15 protein-coding genes are annotated in these 16764 nt (G+C 62.0%); 7 read left to right on the top strand and 8 right to left on the bottom strand.

All coding sequences use genetic code 11. The features are described from left to right. Window positions 1-51: 51 nt before the first annotated feature. From GTP55_RS03725 to xapA, 4 genes are all read right to left on the bottom strand, one after another. On the bottom strand, window positions 52-2433 hold the full coding sequence (locus tag GTP55_RS03725) for an aldehyde dehydrogenase family protein (RefSeq protein WP_371868280.1): 2382 nt from the start codon (window positions 2431-2433) through the stop codon (window positions 52-54). Between the two features lie 14 nt (window positions 2434-2447). Next, complete coding sequence (gene deoC, locus GTP55_RS03720; protein WP_161043631.1) at window positions 2448-3410, bottom strand: deoxyribose-phosphate aldolase; 963 nt, start codon at window positions 3408-3410, stop codon at window positions 2448-2450. Further along, on the bottom strand, window positions 3407-4600 hold the full coding sequence (locus GTP55_RS03715; protein ID WP_161043630.1) for a phosphopentomutase: 1194 nt from the start codon (window positions 4598-4600) through the stop codon (window positions 3407-3409). Before GTP55_RS03715 ends, deoC begins: the two co-directional genes overlap by 4 nt. A 140-nt stretch (window positions 4601-4740) precedes the next feature. Next, window positions 4741-5580, bottom strand: coding sequence for a xanthosine phosphorylase (gene xapA, locus GTP55_RS03710; RefSeq protein WP_161043629.1), 840 nt, complete (start codon window positions 5578-5580; stop codon window positions 4741-4743). A gap of 214 nt (window positions 5581-5794) precedes the next feature. On the opposite strand from xapA, the gene GTP55_RS03705 reads away from it, so the two are divergent. The 6 genes from GTP55_RS03705 to GTP55_RS03680 all read left to right on the top strand — a co-directional run bounded on the left by GTP55_RS03705 (window position 5795) and on the right by GTP55_RS03680 (window position 10501). After that, a complete protein-coding gene (locus GTP55_RS03705) occupies window positions 5795-6925 on the top strand; it encodes a carbohydrate kinase (RefSeq protein WP_161043628.1) in 1131 nt (376 codons plus the stop codon). Between the two features lie 4 nt (window positions 6926-6929). Beyond that, window positions 6930-7841, top strand: a complete 912-nt coding sequence (locus GTP55_RS03700; protein ID WP_161043627.1) for a pseudouridine-5'-phosphate glycosidase — start codon at window positions 6930-6932, stop codon at window positions 7839-7841. A gap of 110 nt (window positions 7842-7951) precedes the next feature. Then, window positions 7952-8860: a LysR family transcriptional regulator gene (locus tag GTP55_RS03695; RefSeq protein ID WP_161043626.1), complete on the top strand. Its 909-nt coding sequence runs from the start codon at window positions 7952-7954 to the stop codon at window positions 8858-8860. Window positions 8861-8959: 99 nt separating this feature from the next. Continuing rightward, entirely contained in the window at window positions 8960-9721 is a 762-nt protein-coding gene (locus tag GTP55_RS03690; protein WP_161043625.1) for an alpha/beta hydrolase, read from the top strand. Window positions 9722-9824: 103 nt separating this feature from the next. Next, entirely contained in the window at window positions 9825-10046 is a 222-nt protein-coding gene (locus GTP55_RS03685; protein WP_161043624.1) for a hypothetical protein, read from the top strand. After that, window positions 10040-10501, top strand: a complete 462-nt coding sequence (locus GTP55_RS03680) for a PIN domain-containing protein (RefSeq protein ID WP_161043623.1) — start codon at window positions 10040-10042, stop codon at window positions 10499-10501. Before GTP55_RS03685 ends, GTP55_RS03680 begins: the two co-directional genes overlap by 7 nt. 16 nt (window positions 10502-10517) lie before the next feature. Here the strand turns inward: GTP55_RS03680 and pcp are convergent, their stop codons facing one another. Genes pcp through GTP55_RS03660 form a run of 4 tightly spaced genes read right to left on the bottom strand, consistent with a single transcriptional unit; the run spans window position 10518 to window position 15221 of the window. After that, a complete protein-coding gene (pcp, locus tag GTP55_RS03675; RefSeq protein ID WP_161043622.1) occupies window positions 10518-11168 on the bottom strand; it encodes a pyroglutamyl-peptidase I in 651 nt (216 codons plus the stop codon). Between the two features lie 41 nt (window positions 11169-11209). Then, the gene (locus GTP55_RS03670; RefSeq protein ID WP_161043621.1) at window positions 11210-12166 is read right to left on the bottom strand and encodes a DUF979 domain-containing protein; all 957 of its coding nucleotides are present in this window, start codon (window positions 12164-12166) and stop codon (window positions 11210-11212) included. After that, a complete protein-coding gene (locus GTP55_RS03665) occupies window positions 12163-12852 on the bottom strand; it encodes a DUF969 domain-containing protein (RefSeq protein ID WP_161043620.1) in 690 nt (229 codons plus the stop codon). The genes GTP55_RS03670 and GTP55_RS03665 overlap by 4 nt, the downstream gene beginning before the upstream one ends. Window positions 12853-12899: 47 nt before the next feature. Beyond that, complete coding sequence (locus GTP55_RS03660) at window positions 12900-15221, bottom strand: TonB-dependent receptor (protein WP_161043619.1); 2322 nt, start codon at window positions 15219-15221, stop codon at window positions 12900-12902. A 473-nt stretch (window positions 15222-15694) separates the two neighbouring features. Between GTP55_RS03660 and GTP55_RS03655 the strand changes: the two genes are divergently transcribed. Further along, window positions 15695-16690, top strand: coding sequence for a BMP family lipoprotein (locus GTP55_RS03655; RefSeq protein WP_161043618.1), 996 nt, complete (start codon window positions 15695-15697; stop codon window positions 16688-16690). The last annotated feature ends 74 nt before the right edge of the window (window positions 16691-16764 follow it).

The following is a 16764-nucleotide window of genomic DNA, read 5'->3' as shown; positions in this document are numbered from 1 at the left end:
GGCGTTCTATGGATTCCCGCGTACGCGGGAATGACGTGGGTAGTGCCGTTGTTAGACGCCGTAAGGAATCCAGATATTTTTGACTTGCGACGCATGCGCCAGCACGGCGCGGCCACCGGCTTGCGCGGTGCTGTACCAGTCGCGGCCTTTTGCGCCGCCCACCCAGGTACGCTTCAGCGACGATGCCGACAGACGCTCAACTTCAGCACAGCCTTCGGCCGAACCGTCATGACGCCAGACCGCATCGATATCGCCGTGCGTTGCCAGCGTGCGCGCCAGTTCATCGGCCGAACCGGTGATGATGTTGACCACACCAGCCGGCAGGTCCGAGGTATCCAGCACCTGATACAGATCGGTGGCAGACAGCGGATGCGCTTCCGACGGCACCACCACCACGCGGTTGCCCAGCGCGATCGCCGGCGCCACCAGCGAGATGAAGCCCAGCAGCGGCGACTCGTTCGGGCACACAATGCCGATCACGCCCAGCGGCTCGTTCAGCGCCACGGTAATGCCGTGCATTGGCGGCTGATGCGCCAGGCCGTCGTATTTGTCGGCCCACGCCGCCCAGTAGAACAGACGCTCGATCGATGCCTGCACTTCTTTCTCGGCGGTCTTGGTGCCGGTCATGGCGGCGATGCGGGCCGCGAATTCCTCGCCGCGCGCGGCCAGGTTTTCTGCGATGTAGTACAGCACCTGCGCGCGGTTGTGCGCAGTCGCCTTGGTCCAGCCGGTGGCCTTGTGCGCAGCTTCCACGGCGTTGCGGATGTCCTTGCGGCTGCCCTCGCCCACTTCGGCGATGAAGGCGCCGTCGGCGCCGTGAATCGCGCGGCTGTAGGCGCCATCAGGGCGGGCCTGTTTGCCGCCGATATACAGCTTGGCGGTGCGATCGACAGCGAACGGGCTGCCGGCCGGCGCGGCGGCTTTGGCCTTGGCTTTAGGCGCCAGCAGCGGCGCGGCAGGACGCGCATCTTCAGACAGCGCGGTCAGGTACTCGTACATGCCTTCGCGGCCGCCTTCGCGGCCGTAGCCGGATTCGCGGTAGCCACCGAAGCCGCAAGCGGCGTCGAACTGGTTGGCGGTGTTAATCCACACCACGCCAGCTTTGATGGCCGGCGCAACATCTAGCGCCAGCGAGATATTCTCGGTCCACACGCATGCGGCCAGGCCGTACACCGTGTTGTTCGCCAGTTGCACGGCTTCCGGCGGAGTGCGGAAGCTCATCGCCACCAGCACCGGGCCAAAGATTTCGGCCTGCGCCACGGCGGCGGCGGTCGAAGCGCCGGTGATCAGCGTTGGCGGGAACCACGAGCCGTCGGCCGGCAGTTCGCACGCTGGCTGGTACACAGTGCAGCCTTCGTCGCGCGCCGATTGCACCAGGCCTTCGATGCGCTGCTTCTGCACCGGATCGACCAGCGCGCCGATGTCCATCGACTTGTCCAGCGGCGAACCGAGGGTCAGCTTGTCCATGCGGGCGCGCAGCTTGGCCAGGAATTTATCCTGCACCGATTCCTGCACCAGCAGGCGCGAACCCGCGCAACACACCTGGCCCTGATTGAACCAGATCGAGTCGACCAGGCCTTCAACCGCAGCGTCCAGGTCCGCATCTTCAAACACGATGAACGGCGATTTTCCACCCAGTTCCAGCGACAGCTTCTTGCCGCTGCCGGCCGACGCTTCGCGGATCAAACGACCGACTTCGGTGGAACCGGTGAAGGCCAGCTTGTCGATACCTTCGTGCTTGACGATGGCTTCGCCCACTCGGCCATCGCCGGTGATGATGTTGACCACACCCGCCGGCACGCCGGCCTGCACGCAGATATCGGCGAACAGCATCGCGGTCAGCGAAGTAAATTCGGCCGGCTTGAAGACCACGGTGTTACCGGCGGCCAGCGCCGGTGCGATTTTCCACGCCAGCATCAGCAGCGGGAAGTTCCACGGCACGATCTGTCCAATCACGCCAACGGCGCGGTAGTCCGAGAATTCCTCGGCCTGCAGTTGCGCCCAGCCGGCGTGGTAGTAGAAGTGACGCGCGACCAGCGGCAAGTCGACGTCGCGGGTTTCGCGGATGGTCTTGCCGTTGTCCAGCGTTTCCAGCACGGCGAACAGGCGCGCGTGCTTTTGCATCAGGCGCGCAATCGCGTACAGCACCTTGGCGCGGCCATGGCCGCCCAGCGCCTGCCAGCCAGGTTGCGCGGCGCGCGCGGCGGCGACGGCGCGGTCGACGTCTTGCGCGCTGCCTTGCGTCAGGTCGGCCAGCTTGGCGCCGCTGGCTGGGTTGATGGACTCGAACAGCTCACCGGCCTCGCTCCATTCGTTGTTGATGAACAGGCCGAATTGGCGGCCGCGTTGTTCCAGCCACGCTTGCGCTTCTTTCGTGCTTTCCGGTGCTGGGCCGTATTCCATGGTGTTCAGGATCTCTTTGATGGTTGGCATGACTGTTCCGATTCTTATGGTTGCGCGTGGCGGTGAGCGGCCGAGTAGTTACCGGTCACGTAATGCTCCAGCTGACGCTCGATGTCGGTCAGCAGGCTGGAAGCGCCGATGCGGAACAGGTGCGGTTCCAGCCACTCGTTGCCCAGTTCTTCCTTCATCAGGGTCAGGTACTGCAGCGCGGCCTTGGCCGTGCCGACGCCGCCCGCCGGCTTGTAGCCGATCTTGAAGCCGGTCTGCTCGTGGTATTCGCGAATCGCGCGCACCATCGTCAGCGACACCGGGATCGTGGCGTTGACCGGCTCCTTGCCGGTCGAGGTCTTGATGAAGTCCGCGCCAGCCATCATGCACACCCACGACGCCTTGGCGACGTTTTCCAGCGTGACCAGTTCACCGGTCGCCAGGATCGCCTTGACGTGCGCTTCGCCGCAAGCCTTGCGGTAAGCCAGCATCTCGTCGTACAGCGCTTGCCAGTTGCCGGTCAAAACGTGCTGACGGGTGATGACGATGTCAATTTCGGAGGCGCCGGCGGCGACCGACAGTTCGATCTCGCGCACCTTGGTTTCCATGCTGGTCAGGCCGGCCGGGAAGCCGGTCGACACCGCAGCGATAGGCAGGCGGCCTTGCAGCACGTCCACCGCAGGCTTGATCATCTCGTGGTACACGCACACGGCGCCCGTGGCGAGGTTATAGTCGTCAAGGCCCAGTGCTTCCACCAGATCGGCGCGCAGCGGACGCAGCGCCTTGCGGCACAGGCGTTCAACGCGGCCCGGCGTATCGTCGCCGGACAGCGTGGTCAGGTCGATCAGGCCGATGGCCTTGACCAGCCAGGCGGCCTGGTATTCCTTCTTCACCGTGCGGCGGTTGGCCAGGCTGGCGGCGCGGCGGTCGGCGGCGCTCTTGTTCACGTGGATGTGATTGATCCAGCCCAGGTCCAGCGGGACGGCTTCATTGCGTTTGAAATCGGTAATGATGCTCATAACAGATTGGTTCCGTTTGCGAGTGGTTTGACGCCGAGGTGATGGGCCAGGGTCTGGCCGATGTCGGAGAAGGTTTCGGAAATGCCCAGCGACTGCGCTTTCACATTCGGGCCGAAGAAGATCATCGGGATGTGTTCACGGGTGTGGTCGGAGCCCGGCCAGGTCGGATCGCAGCCATGGTCGGCGGTGATCACCACCAGATCGTCCGGTTGCAGCTTGGCGATGAACTCCGGCAGGCGTGCGTCCATCTCGTGCAGCGCGTTCGAATAGCCATTGACGTCGCGGCGATGGCCGAAGGCCTGGTCGAAGTCGACGAAGTTCACGAAGGTCAGCGACTTGTCGCCGGCTTCGTCGGCCACTTTCAGCAGCGCGTCGAACAGCGCCATATTGTCCTTGCCCTTGACCAGGCGCGATACGCCCTGGGTGGCGAAGATGTCGCTGATCTTACCCAGCGCGATAACTTCGCCGCCGTCGTTCTTGACGTGGTCCAGCAGCGTTGGCGCCGGCGGTGCGACCGCGTAGTCGTGACGGTTGGTGGTGCGGGTGTAGTTGCCGTTCGCGCCCAGGAATGGACGGGCGATCACGCGGCCGATGTTGTACGGCTCAACCAGTTTAAAGGCGATCTCGCACACTTCGTACAAACGCTCCAGGCCAAACGATTCTTCGTGCGCGGCGATTTGCAGCACCGAGTCGGCGGAGGTGTAGATAATCGGCTTGCCGGTGGCGACATGCTCGTCACCGTGCTTGTTGATGATGTCCGTGCCCGAGGCGTGGCAGTCGCCCAGGAAGCCGGGAACGCCGGTCAGCTCCTGCAGCTTGGCGGTCAGCTCGGCCGGGAACGATGGCACGGTTTTCGGGAAATAGCCCCAGTCGAATTCCACCGGCACGCCGGCGATTTCCCAGTGGCCGGACTGGGTGTCCTTGCCGGTCGAACGCTCGCGCGCGGCGCCATAGGCGGCGGTGAAACCTTCGCGTTGCGTAAAGCCGGTGGCCCACTCGCCGCTGGCCAGATGGGCGGCGGCGGTCAGGCCCAGTTTTTCCATGGTCGGCAGCGACATCGGCTTGCCGCTTTTGGCGATGCTGGCCGCGATGTGGCCGAAGGTATTGGCGCCGACGTCGTTGTACTTCGCCGCGTCGGGCGTGGCGCCCAGACCAAACGAATCGAGCAGCAGGATAAATGCGCGTTTCATGATGAACTCCATTTCCTCCCGTCGTTCCCGCGAAAGCGGGAACCCATACAACGCCTGAGCGTACGCTCAGCATGGATTCCCGCCTGCGCGGGAATGACGGGCTAACAAAAAAGGGGCGGACCAGCCGCCCCTTGGGATCTTTACGCTTGCGGCGTTTTCGCCACATTGCCCAGGAAGCCCAGGATCACTTCAATCAGCGACGTCGCTGCGATCGCTGCGTATTTCAAGGTCTGGTCATGCGACAGCGGGAACGGCGACAGGCCTTCGGCCAGGTTGGTAATCGCCGACACACCGACCACTTTCAGGCCGCAATGACGGGCCGACACCACTTCCGGCACCACCGACATGCCCACCACGTCGGCACCCAGCGTCTTGAATGCGCGGATTTCCGCAGGCGTTTCAAAGTTAGGACCGGCGTAGGCGATGTACACGCCTTCATGCAGCGTGACGTTTTTCTCTTTGGCCGAGGTATGCAGCAACGCGCGCAGTTCCGCATCGTAGGCGTTGGCCATGCTGAAGAAGCGTGGACCGAACCGTTCATCGTTAGGGCCCATCATCGGGGTGCCCGGCAGGTAGTTGATATGGTCGGTCAGCGCAACCAGCGCACCGGCGTCCACTTCGGTGCGCAGCGAACCGGCGGCGTTGGTCACGAACAGCATCTCGCAGCCCAGCAGCTTCATGGTGCGCACGGCGCTGGTCATCACGCCCAGGCCGTAGCCTTCGTAGACGTGGCCGCGGCCTTTCATGCACACCACCGACACGCCAGCCAGGGTGCCGATCACCAGTTCGCCGGCATGGCCGTGCACGGTGGAGATCGGGAAGCCCGGCAGTTCGTCGTAGCCGATAGTGACCGCGTCGGTCATCTGTTCCGCCAGCACACCGAGGCCGGAACCGAGAATCATCGCAACGCGCGGCTTGAAGCCTTCTGGAAGACGGGCGCGAATAATGTCGGCTGCCTGGAATGGGGAGTTATTAGACATGGAAATCCTCGAATTTTTTGATGTGGCTGGGGAAGCTGGCACTATGCATCATCGTGCATATGTATGGCAAATACCATTTTTCTTAGCTATTTATATAAAAGTGATATAAATCGCGGGTATTATAAACCAAGCGAAACTTAGCCGTGGACCCGCGATTGACTCGATTCAAACTAATGTTTACCATTGAAGACAATTGTTTAAAAGGGCCACTACCGTGACCGAGTCCTCCAAGAAGGAACAGCTTTACCAGCTGATCCGTGCCAACCCCTTCATCTCCCAGCAAGACCTGGCGGTGGAACTGCGCCTGTCGCGTTCCGCCGTGGCCGGCCACATCGCCGGCCTGATCCGCGAACGCCGCCTGCTGGGGCGCGCCTACGTGCTGCCGGACAAGCGACCGGTGATGTGCATCGGCGCCGCCAACCTGGACCGCAAGCTGCGCACCATCCAGACGATGCAGCTGGGCACCTCCAATCCCGCCACCGCCGAGGAAGTCTACGGCGGCGTGGCGCGCAACATTGCCGAAAACTTGGCCCGTCTGAACCTGCCGGCGGCGCTGCTGACCGCCGTCGGCGACGACGGCGCCGGCCGCAACCTGCAAGATCATGCGGAAGCGGCCGGCATCGACACCCGTGGCAGCCTCAAGCTGCAAGACGCCGCCACCGGCACCTATACCGCCATCCTCGACGACAAGGGCGAGCTGGTGCTGGCCCTGGCCGACATGGCCCTGTACGACCGCATCACGCCGGCCTTCCTGGCCAGCCGCCTGCCCCAACGCTCAGCCGCCGCCATGACCGTGGCCGATCTCAACCTGCCTGCCGACAGCATCACAGCGCTCCTGGAAAGTGCGCGCACCGACAACGTGCCCCTGGTGATTGTTGCCGTCTCGCAGCCGAAGATGGCCCGGCTGCCGGCGGACCTGGGCGGCCTGCGGCTGCTGATCCTCAATCGCAGCGAGCTGGAAACCCGCGTCGGCCGCGCCCTGCCGACCGAAGCCGACGTAGGCGCCGCCTGCAACGAGGTCTGTGCGCAAGGCGCCAGGGACGTCATCGTCACCTGCGGCAGCCAGGGCGTGTACCACACGCGTGGCAATGCGCTGGTATGGCTGGCCGCGCACCAGGTGGAGGTGGTGGATGTGACCGGCGCCGGCGACGCCTTTTCGGCCGCAGTCTGCTGGTCACTCTATCAAGGCAGCGACGATCTGACGCTGGCCTGCCGCCGCGGCCTGAAAGTCGCCGCCATGACGCTGGAAAGCCCGGAGACCGTATCGCCGGTGCTGGCCGCCGACGTCCTCGACGAAATACACGATTTTGATCTCAGCGCTCCGCTGTTCCCCAGTAAAGGATAAGACCATGCACCAATACCTGTTGTTCTCGCCGGAAGTGGCTGCCGCTCGCGCCGCCGGCAAACCGATCGTCGCGCTGGAATCGACCATCATCTCGCACGGCATGCCGTATCCGCAAAATGTGCAGATGGCGCGTGAAGTGGAACAGATCATCCGCGACGGCGGCGCCGTGCCGGCCACCATCGCCATCATCGGCGGCAAAATCTGCGTCGGCCTGTCGGACGAGCAGCTGGAGTTGCTGGGCACCGCCGGCGACGCGATCAAAGTGAGCCGCCGCGACCTGCCCTACGTGCTGTCGCAGTCCAAGCTGGGTGCGACCACCGTGGCCGCCACCATGATCTGCGCCGAGCTGGCCGGCATCCAGGTGTTCGTCACCGGCGGCATCGGCGGCGTGCACCGTGGCGCGGAAACCAGCTTTGATATTTCGGCCGACTTGCAGGAGCTGGCGCAGACGTCGGTGGCGGTGGTATGCGCCGGCGTCAAATCCATCCTCGACATCGGCCTGACGCTGGAATACCTGGAAACCCACGGCGTGCCGGTGGTCAGTGTCGGCCAGCGCGGCTTCCCGGCTTTCTTCACCCGCGAGAGCGGCTTCAATGCCGACTTCCAGCTCGATACGCCGGCCGAGCAGGCGGCCTTCATCGCCACCAAGTGGGCATTGGGCCTGAAGGGCGGCATCGTCGTCAGCAATCCGGTGCCGGCCGCCGAGGCGATGCCGAAGGAAGAAATCGACCGCATCACCGAACAGGCGTTGCAGGAAGCGGATCAGCAAGGCGTCACCGGCAAGAACGTCACGCCGTTCCTGCTGGCGCGCATCAAGGCGCTGACCGAAGGCCGCAGCCTGGTGACCAACATCGCGCTGGTGAAGAACAACGCCCGTTGCGGCGCCGCGCTGGCGGTGGCCATGCAGCATAACTGATCGTTCCGCCACCGTCAGTCCGGCGCACGCCGGAATCCATACGGCGTCGCCGCACCCGCTCAGCATGGATTCCTGCTTGCGCAGGAATGACGGCATCACTTAAGGCCACTATGTCCATCGATCTGAAACAACTCAAGTACTTTCTCGCCGTCGCCGAAGAAAAGAGTTTCAGCCGCGCCGCTGAGCGCCTGCACATCTCGCAGCCGCCATTGAGCCAGCAGATCATGAAGCTGGAAAGTGAACTGGGCGTCAAACTGTTCGCCCGCACCACCCGCACCTTTGAACTGACGGTGGCCGGCAAGGCGCTGATGAACGAAGCGGCCGAGCTGCTGGCCAAGATGCGCATGACCATCGACACCATCCGCCAGATCGACCGCGGTGAAGTGGGCCGGCTGCGGGTGGGCATCGTCGGCTCGGCCATGTGGGGACCGATTCCCAGCCTGCTGGAAGAATTCCAGACCAAGTTCCCGCGCGTGACGTGGACCCTGCATGAGCTGGGGCCGACGCTGCAATACGATGCGCTGCGCGCCAAGCAGATCGACGTCGGCTTCTGGCGCGAGCCCAGGCTGGACGAGGATGGATTGAAGAGCGACAACCTGCGCCAGGAACTGTGCTTCCGCGAAGACGTGTGCGTGGCGCTCAACGAGCATCACCCGCTGGCCAAGCAGGATGCGATAGAACTGATGGACATCGCCGACCAGCCGATGCTGACGCTGGCGCTCGACAAATCGGCCTTCCCGCGCTACCTGATACAGTGCTGTGTGAAGGCCGGCTTCCAGCCGACGATATTCCAGGAAGCGTCCGAACCGCAAACGCTGCTGGCCATGGTCGGTGCGGGACTGGGCGTGGCGCTGATGCCAGAGACCACCAGCCGCATCGGCTGGCCGGGCGTGGTGTTCGTGCCGATCCGCAGCAATCCGCCTTCGGCCAACCTGTACATCACCTACACCACCACCGACGATGCGCCGGTGGTGCGGGCTTTCCTCAACATCCTCAATCCGCCATCACGGGAGAACTGACCATAACTATGACTGGCACTCATAGGATAACAACACGCCTTCTTCGCCCGGCTTGATCTCCATACACTGGCCTCACTTAACCAACTTTGGAGAATCAACATGAACACCCTGACCCGCATCGCAGCAGCCCTCGCCCTGACTTCCGCTACCATCGCCGCACCGGCCGCCATGGCGGCACCGGTCAAGAACATCGTCCTGGTCCACGGCTTCTTCGCCGATGGTTCCGGCTGGCAGGGTGTGGCCGACATCCTGACCCGTGACGGTTTCAACGTCGCCGTCGTGCAGCAACCGGAAACCTCGCTGGCAGAAGACGTCAAAGCCACCAACAGCATCGTCAACGCGCTGGATGGCGACAGCATCCTGGTTGGCCACAGCTATGGCGGTGTGGTCATTACTGAAGCCGGCAATAACGCCAAGGTCAAAGGCCTGGTCTACGTCGCCGCATTCGCGCCGGACGCCGGCGAAAGCCTGCTGACGCTGGTCAAAAAGACGCCGCCGGCAAGCGAAGGCGTGAAAGCCACGGCCGACGGCCAGCTGTACTTCGACCACGCCCTGTTCCACGCCGACTTCGCCGCCGACCTGCCGGCCGCGCAAGCCAACTTCATGGCCCGGGCCCAGGTTCTGCCGGCAGTCCAGACCGCCGCCGCGCCGGTCACCCAGGCCGCCTGGAAAACCAAACCGAGCTGGGCCATCGTATCGACGGCTGACCGCACGGTGAATCCAGACCTGGAACGCTTCATGGCCAAACGCGCCGGCAGCAAAATCACCGAAATCAACGGCAGCCACGCAACCTTCATCGTCCACCCAGCCGAAGTGGCCAAAGTGATAGAACAAGCCGCGGGCTTTACTGGCAACAACTAAACTGGCGAGAAACCTGCTGCGCAAACGGTACGCACAGCAGGCATATGGTGTGTGGGCATGGTATTGTATTCGCCACAAGCGCATCAATTTTAGTGAGGCACATATGAGCACACCTGCCAAAATCCCGAAGCGAAAGTTGCGAAAAATCGCAGCTCAAACCATTGCTGATAGCCCAAACGCAGCAGTTGCCCCGCATGTCCCAAACAATGCTGATCAAGAAAAGCGCATGCAGGCGCTGGACTTGGTCTTCGGCATGTGGAGAGACCGTGATGACGTGCCAAAAGACGGCCTCGCCTTTCAGCAGGAGATGCGCAAGGAATGGTAACCAAGGTACTTGTTGACACGAATATTCTCATCGACTTGATGAATGGCGTGCCAGAGGCCAAGGCGGAACTCGGATATTTTTCCGACTTCGCTATCAGCTCGCTTACCTGGATGCAGGTCATGGTCGGGTGCAGGACCCAGGCCGACACCTTAAAGTTCGAAACATTCTTGAAAATGCTGAACGTCCAGGTTGTGCACCCCGACGACGCCATCATGGCGACAGCAGTAACTATTCGTTCAGCCGGCCTGGCTAGAACGCCCAAGCGCAAGATCAAGGCGCCCGACGCGATTATTGGCGCTACAGCCAAAGTACTTGGCCGCTTGGTCATCACGCGCAATCCAGCCGACTTCGAACCAAGCCAGCTACGCGTCCCATACAAGCTGAAGTATGAGAAGGACGACAAGGGCAACATCACAGGCTGGATAGCCTCTGATGTTGCAGACGCGCCCGAATGAGCGCCTGCCACCAGCCTTAGTGCGTCAAGCCGCCCGCCTCGCGCACATCTACTGTGTGGGCGAGCGTGGTGCGGACAGCGATGCGCAGGCCTTCCACGACATCTTCGAGTTTCATGCTGGCGGTGCCGGGATGCCGCGCCGCCTGCTGCGGCAGGTAGGGAATGTGAATGAAGCCGGCACGCATGGTGGTGCCCCACTCATGCGCCTGGTGCATCAACCCGTAGAACACGTGGTTGCACACAAAGGTGCCTGCCGATTGCGATACCGATGCCGGCAGTCCCGCTTCGCGCAGTTCGTGCACGATGGCCTTGATCGGCAAGGTGGAGAAGTAAGCCGCCGGACCGCCATTGACGATCGGCTGGTCGATCAGTTGCCGTTGCTGGTTGTCCGCATACGGCGCATCATCGATATTGATGGCGATGCGCTCCACCGAAATATCCATTCGCCCGCCGGCCTGCCCCACAGAGATAACGATACTCGGCTGCAGTTCTTCCACCGCCCGATGCACCGCTTTCAGCGCGCGACCGAACACGCATGGCAGCTGCCGCGCATGGACCACAAACTCGCCTTCGTGCCAGCCATCCAGCTGCCTCACTGCTTCCCAGGACGGGTTAATGGTCTCCTTGTTAAATGGCTCAAAGCCAGTTAACAATATTATCTTTTTCATCTTGACTACTCCGGGATTCTGCTATCTAACCCGGAAGACTCTCACAGATTCATGAAAAAATAAAGCAGTGCTACATTCACTAGTAATAACGGCAACGCCGTCGGCACCTGCATTTTGACCACGGCGTTTTTGTCCGGCAGCTCCAGCAGCGCGGCGGGAACGATGTTGAAATTGGCCGCCATCGGCGTCATCAAGGTGCCGCAGTAGGCGCTGAACATGCCGATCGCCGCCATCACCGCCGGATTGGCGTGATAAACGCCGACCAGCACCGGAATCCCCACGCCGCCCGCCATCACCGGAAACGCCGCAAAGCCATTGCCCATGATGATGGTGAACAGCGCCATGCCGATGCAGTACACCGCCACCGCCACCAGCCGCACGTCCATATTGATGTACGAGGTGACAACATGCGCCACCGCCTTGCCCATGCCGGCGTCGGTGAACAGCAGGCCCAGCACGGCCAGCATATGCGGCAGCACCACCGCCCAGCCCAGATGATCGATCAGCCGGCGCGATTCGCGCATCGCCTGCAATGGCGTGGAGCGCGTCAGCCAGCAGGCCGTGGCCACCGCGAACAGCGAGCCGCAACCCAGGCTGACCAGCGTGATGTTCTTCGGATCAAGCAGGAACAGGCCATCCCATTTCACGTCCTTGAACAGCGTCGAGCCGATCACGGTGGTGAGGGGAATCAGCAGCGCCGGTATCAGCAGCCTGTGGCCGAGGCGTTGCGCGCTGCCGCGCCGCTCTTCCGCCGTGCGCTCGGCGTAACGACCCAGGGTGACACCGCCGAAACCGGCGATCAGCGCCATCGCCACCATCATCAGTCCCGCCGCCACCGGCGGCAGCTGTTCGCCGGCCAGGTAGATCACCGCGTACAAGGCCCAGAACAAGGCGCTGCTGTAACGCCGCGGATTATGCCGGTCGCGCAGCGCCATCCAGGCCACCATCAGCAGCATCGCGCCCAGCACATAGTAGAAGTAGTCGACGGTGAGTATCATGCCGCGCTCCGCGCCAGATAGCGGTCCAGCCGGTACAGCCGCCACGAATGGATGATGAAGGCGCAGATGGCGGTCGGGATGCCCCACAGCGCCATGTGCAGCGGATCGACTTCCAGCCCTTCGCCGCGCAGGATGGTCTGCATCAGCACAATCGCACCGAAGGCGACGAAGATATCCTCGCCGAAGAACAGACCGACGTTGTCGGTGGCGGCGGCCATGGCGCGGATGCGGTAGCGCATCTCCATCGTCACATTCGGGTAACGCACCTCGGCGGCGCCTTCCGCCATCGGCGCGATCAATGGCCGCACCATATTGGGATGGCCGCCGATGCTGGTCAGGCCGAAGGCGGCCGCCAGTTCGCGGATCGCCAGGTAAACAATCAGCAGCCGGCCGGTTGTGGCGGACTTGATGCGCGCGATCGACGCCTGCGCATGCTCCTTCAATCCATGCCGCTCCAGCAGGCCGATGGCGGCAATCGGCAGCAGCAAAATCATCGGCAGGTTGCGCGTCTTGACGAAGGCCGTGCCCAGCGTGGCCAGCAACTGCTCGACCGGCATGGCGGCGGTAAAGCCGGTGACAAAGCAGGCGGCGATCACCACCAGCACCGGATGCGCGCGCAGCACGAAGCCGGCGATGATGACGGCCACGCCCAGCAGCGGCCACAAATTAACGACAGTCTGATTCACACTTTGCTCCCAAAGAAAAATCCCCGCACGGAGCGGGGATTCTAACCTTAGAAGTTGACCTTGAAGGTCGCACCGTAGGTTCGCGGCTCATTCAGCATGCCGGTCAGGTTGTCGAACTCGATCGCGCTCAGCAGTACGATCTTGTTGGTGATGTTGCGGCCGAAGGCAGCCACTTCATACTTGCCATCGCCCCACTTGTAGCCCACGCGCAGGCCGCCCTCGGTCAGCGGCTTGGCGGTGTACTCGGTGGCGGTGTACAGGAAGAAGTTGTACTTGCTGCGGTAGGTCCAGTCGGTCAGCGCATACAGTTCACCATTCGCCACTTCGGTGCTGTACTTCAGCGTGAAGTTGGCCTGGTGACGCGGCGCGCGCGGCAGGTCGTTACCGTCGATCAGCGAGTAGCCAGGGAAGCCAGGCGCTGGAGCATTGGTCGGGGTGCAACCCATGCCGGCGTTGTTGGCGACGTTCCCGCAATACTGCACGCGCACGTTCTTGTCCTTGATCTCGGTATCGTTGAAGCTGTAACCGGCCGAGCCGCTGAAGCCGTAGCCCAGGTTGGCTTGCAGATCGAGTTCGATACCCTGGCCGGTAACCTTGTCGGCGTTGATCAGGCGGTTCATGTTGACGGTGCCGCTACCGGCGGTCAGCTGCTTGTCTTTCACGCGGTACTGGAACACGGCAGCGCTCAGACGGGCGCGGCGATCGAACAGGTCCTGCTTGACGCCGGCTTCAAACGACAGCGCTTTTTCGGCGCCGGCCTGGGTCGGCACGTCGGTCAGTGCGCTCAGGCGGCCCTGCATCGACGGTGCGCGGTAGCCGGTGGCGGCGCGCGCAAACAGGTTGGTGTTCTTGTCCAGTTCATAGGTGCCGCTCAGATCCCAGCTGACGTTGTGGGTCTTGCTGTTGAGCGTGTGCGGCACGGTCACCAGCGTGTTGGTGGCGTCGAAGTCGGTGCGCGAGGCGAAGAAGTCTTTCTTGTCGTCGGTGTAACGCAGGCCGCCGCGCAGTTTCAGCTTGTCGGACACGGCATAGTTCAGCGAGCCGAAGGCCGCCCACGATTTCGATTTCTGGAACTGGCGTGCATACGAAGGCACTTGCGGGTTGCCAGGCGACAGCGTGTCGAAGGCGATACTGTCGATCTGGATCGATTCGTTGAAGTAGAACAGGCCGCCGATCCATTGCAGTGGCCCCTTGTAGTTCGACTCGGCGCGCAGCTCTTGCGTGAACTGCTTGTGGTTAGGCAGCAAGTCGGCCGTTTCGACCGGGAACGGAATGCGGCCCGGACCATACGGCGGCGCGAACACGGCGCCATAGCCGCCATCGACGTCGGCGCGGCTGTTGAACTTCAGTTTTTCGTAGCCGGTGATCGAGTGGTAGGTGATGTCGCCCAGGTTGTACTTCAGGCGAATGCTGCCGCCCTTGGTTTCCAGCTTCTGGTAGTTGACGCCGTCGGTCGGGTAGGAACCGTAGTCGAAGCCGTCGACGATATCGTTGGTGCCCTGCTTGATGATGTTGGCGCGGAACAGCGTGGCGCTGCCGTGGTAGTTACGCTGATGGTAGTTGAACAGCGCATCGAAATCCTGGTTCGGCTTGACCAGCGCCTGCAGGCGGAAGGCATTGTCGCCGTAGCCTTCAAAGTCCTGGGTACCCTTGCCGGCGGTCGGATTGGTGTTGTGCACGCGGTCGTCGCGGTGCTGGCTGGTGCCGGAGAAGCGCAGCGCCACGGTGTCGCTGACCGGGAAGTTGAACGCGCCTTCGGCATTCTTGGCCGAGTAGTTGCCGATGCCCAGCGTGACATAGCCTTCCTGCTTGAACACCGGCTTGGCCGAGTCGAACTTGATCACGCCGGCCGGCGAGTTACGGCCGAACAGCGTGCCCTGCGGGCCGCGCAGCACCTCAACCTGGTCGGTATCGAAGATCGGGAAGCCCTTCAGCATGGCGTTTTCCTGGACGATGTCGTCCATCACGTAGCCGACCGGCTGCGAAGCGTTCAGGTCGAAGTCGGTGTTGCCCAGGCCGCGGATGTAGAAACGCGGGAAGGCGCGGCCGTAGTCGGACTCGATGTTCAGCGACGGCGCGCGGCCGGACAGCACGCGGATGTCGCCGGCGCCGGCGGTCACCGCGTCCAGCTTGTCGCCCTTGATGGTGGCGATCGACATCGGCACGTCCTTGATGTTCTCCGCGCGGCGCTGGGCGGTGACGATCACCGTTTCCAGCTGGTTGGCGGTGGAAGGCGTGGCGCTGGCGGCCGGGGTGTCCTGTCCCTCAGCGGCTGCCGCTACTTCGGTGGCCAGGGCCGATTGCAGCGGAAAAGCGCTGGCGATGGCCAGGGCGATCATCGATCGCACTGCGAAACCTTGTTTGCTCATTGTGTCCTGCTCCCTGATATGTCGTTGTGGTATTTGTTAATTACAAATCATGCTAGCACGGAAAAATGATGCAAGAAACGTACCTTTTGTATGACTTGATTCATATCTATTTTGAATAAATACGCAAGAAAAAACGAATTTGTCGTACATATTCGGGGTGATGCATAGTGGGGAATTGACCGCAACACGGGGCAAATAGCCGCTTGCCCTATGAAGCAGGGTGATGGACCGGAAGCTGCCGAGACGGTTTATTTTTTCCAAACGGACAAAAAAGCAACAATATAAAAATATTTAATTTGGTGGCCGCTGTTGTTGCGGTGCGACATGAAAGCCCACGCTATCAATGTGGCAATCTTTTAGCAAGTTGCTAGCACTTACTACGTGGAATCAGGGATTTAGAGGAATAAACCGACCGCGATTTGCATCTAACGGCCAATAAAAATATACAATACCGTTCTTCCAGGAGCCTATTCATGAAACTTTCACAACTTAGTTTGACGGTTGCAGCACTGTTTATCGCTGCCAGCGCGTCCGCGGCTGACCCAAAACTGGGCATCGTGTATGACGCAGGCGGCAAATTCGACAAGTCGTTCAATCAGTCCGCTTTCGAAGGCGCCACGCGCTTCAAAAAAGAGACCAACATCAATTTCATCGAGGTGCAAGCCTCCAGCGACACTCAGGCTGAACAGGTACTGCGCGGCCTCGCCCGCAAAAACCTCGACCTGATCGCCTCCATCGGCTTCGCCCAGCAGGCCGCCGTGCAGAAGGTCGCCAAAGAATTCCCGAAAGTCCGGTTCGTGCTGATCGACGGTGTGGCGCCAGGCGCCAACGTCAATTCCATCACCTTCAAGGAAGAAGAAGGTTCGTACCTGGTGGGCGTGGCTGCGGCCATGGCGTCGAAATCGAAAAAACTGGGCTTCATCGGCGGCGTCGATATCCCGCTGATCCGCACCTTTGCCTGCGGCTACGCACAAGGCGCGAAAGCCGTCAATCCTAAAGTGGACGTGACCTCGAACATGGTCGGCACCTCCTCGGATTCGTGGAACAACCCGGCCAAGGGCGGCGAGCTGGCACGTTCGCAGTTCGACCGGGGCGTGGACGTGGTGTTTGCCGTGGCCGGCGGTTCGGGCCTGGGCACGCTGCAAACCGCCAAGGAAAAAGGCAAGCTGGCGATCGGCGTCGATTCCAACCAGAACAGCCTGTACCCTGGCTCGATCCTGACCTCGATGGTCAAGCGCGTCGACAACGCCGTGTACGACTCCTTCATGCAGATGAAGAACGGCACCTGGAAAGCCGGCGTCACCGCCAAGGGCATCAAGGAAGGCGGCGTCGATTGGGCGCTGGACGAGAACAACCGCAAGCTGATCACGCCGGAAATCGAAAAGCGCGTGCTGGGTGCGCGCAAGGATATTATCGATGGCAAGATCAAGGTCATCGACATCCGCTCGGGCGCTGCCTGCCCGGTCTAAAACCTGTTTGAACATTAAACGCGCCGCCGGGGAGTACGCCCGCGCGGCGCGTTTAGTATTTTACACAACTGAAA

The organism is Duganella margarita, from assembly GCF_009857535.1.
Taxonomy (GTDB): Bacteria; Pseudomonadota; Gammaproteobacteria; order Burkholderiales; family Burkholderiaceae_D; genus Rugamonas; species Rugamonas margarita.
This window is presented reverse-complemented; position numbering and strand designations above follow the sequence as displayed.

Coding starts and splice junctions, on each gene's coding strand:
- GTP55_RS03690 (WP_161043625.1), top strand. CDS start 8,960: ATGAACACCCTGACCCGCATCGCAGCAGCCCTCGCCCTGACTTCCGCT.
- GTP55_RS03670 (WP_161043621.1), bottom strand. CDS start 12,166: ATGATACTCACCGTCGACTACTTCTACTATGTGCTGGGCGCGATGCTG.
- GTP55_RS03685 (WP_161043624.1), top strand. CDS start 9,825: ATGAGCACACCTGCCAAAATCCCGAAGCGAAAGTTGCGAAAAATCGCA.
- pcp (WP_161043622.1), bottom strand. CDS start 11,168: ATGAAAAAGATAATATTGTTAACTGGCTTTGAGCCATTTAACAAGGAG.
- GTP55_RS03695 (WP_161043626.1), top strand. CDS start 7,952: ATGTCCATCGATCTGAAACAACTCAAGTACTTTCTCGCCGTCGCCGAA.
- GTP55_RS03660 (WP_161043619.1), bottom strand. CDS start 15,221: ATGAGCAAACAAGGTTTCGCAGTGCGATCGATGATCGCCCTGGCCATC.
- xapA (WP_161043629.1), bottom strand. CDS start 5,580: ATGTCTAATAACTCCCCATTCCAGGCAGCCGACATTATTCGCGCCCGT.
- GTP55_RS03715 (WP_161043630.1), bottom strand. CDS start 4,600: ATGAAACGCGCATTTATCCTGCTGCTCGATTCGTTTGGTCTGGGCGCC.
- GTP55_RS03680 (WP_161043623.1), top strand. CDS start 10,040: ATGGTAACCAAGGTACTTGTTGACACGAATATTCTCATCGACTTGATG.
- deoC (WP_161043631.1), bottom strand. CDS start 3,410: ATGAGCATCATTACCGATTTCAAACGCAATGAAGCCGTCCCGCTGGAC.
- GTP55_RS03655 (WP_161043618.1), top strand. CDS start 15,695: ATGAAACTTTCACAACTTAGTTTGACGGTTGCAGCACTGTTTATCGCT.
- GTP55_RS03725 (WP_371868280.1), bottom strand. CDS start 2,433: ATGCCAACCATCAAAGAGATCCTGAACACCATGGAATACGGCCCAGCA.
- GTP55_RS03700 (WP_161043627.1), top strand. CDS start 6,930: ATGCACCAATACCTGTTGTTCTCGCCGGAAGTGGCTGCCGCTCGCGCC.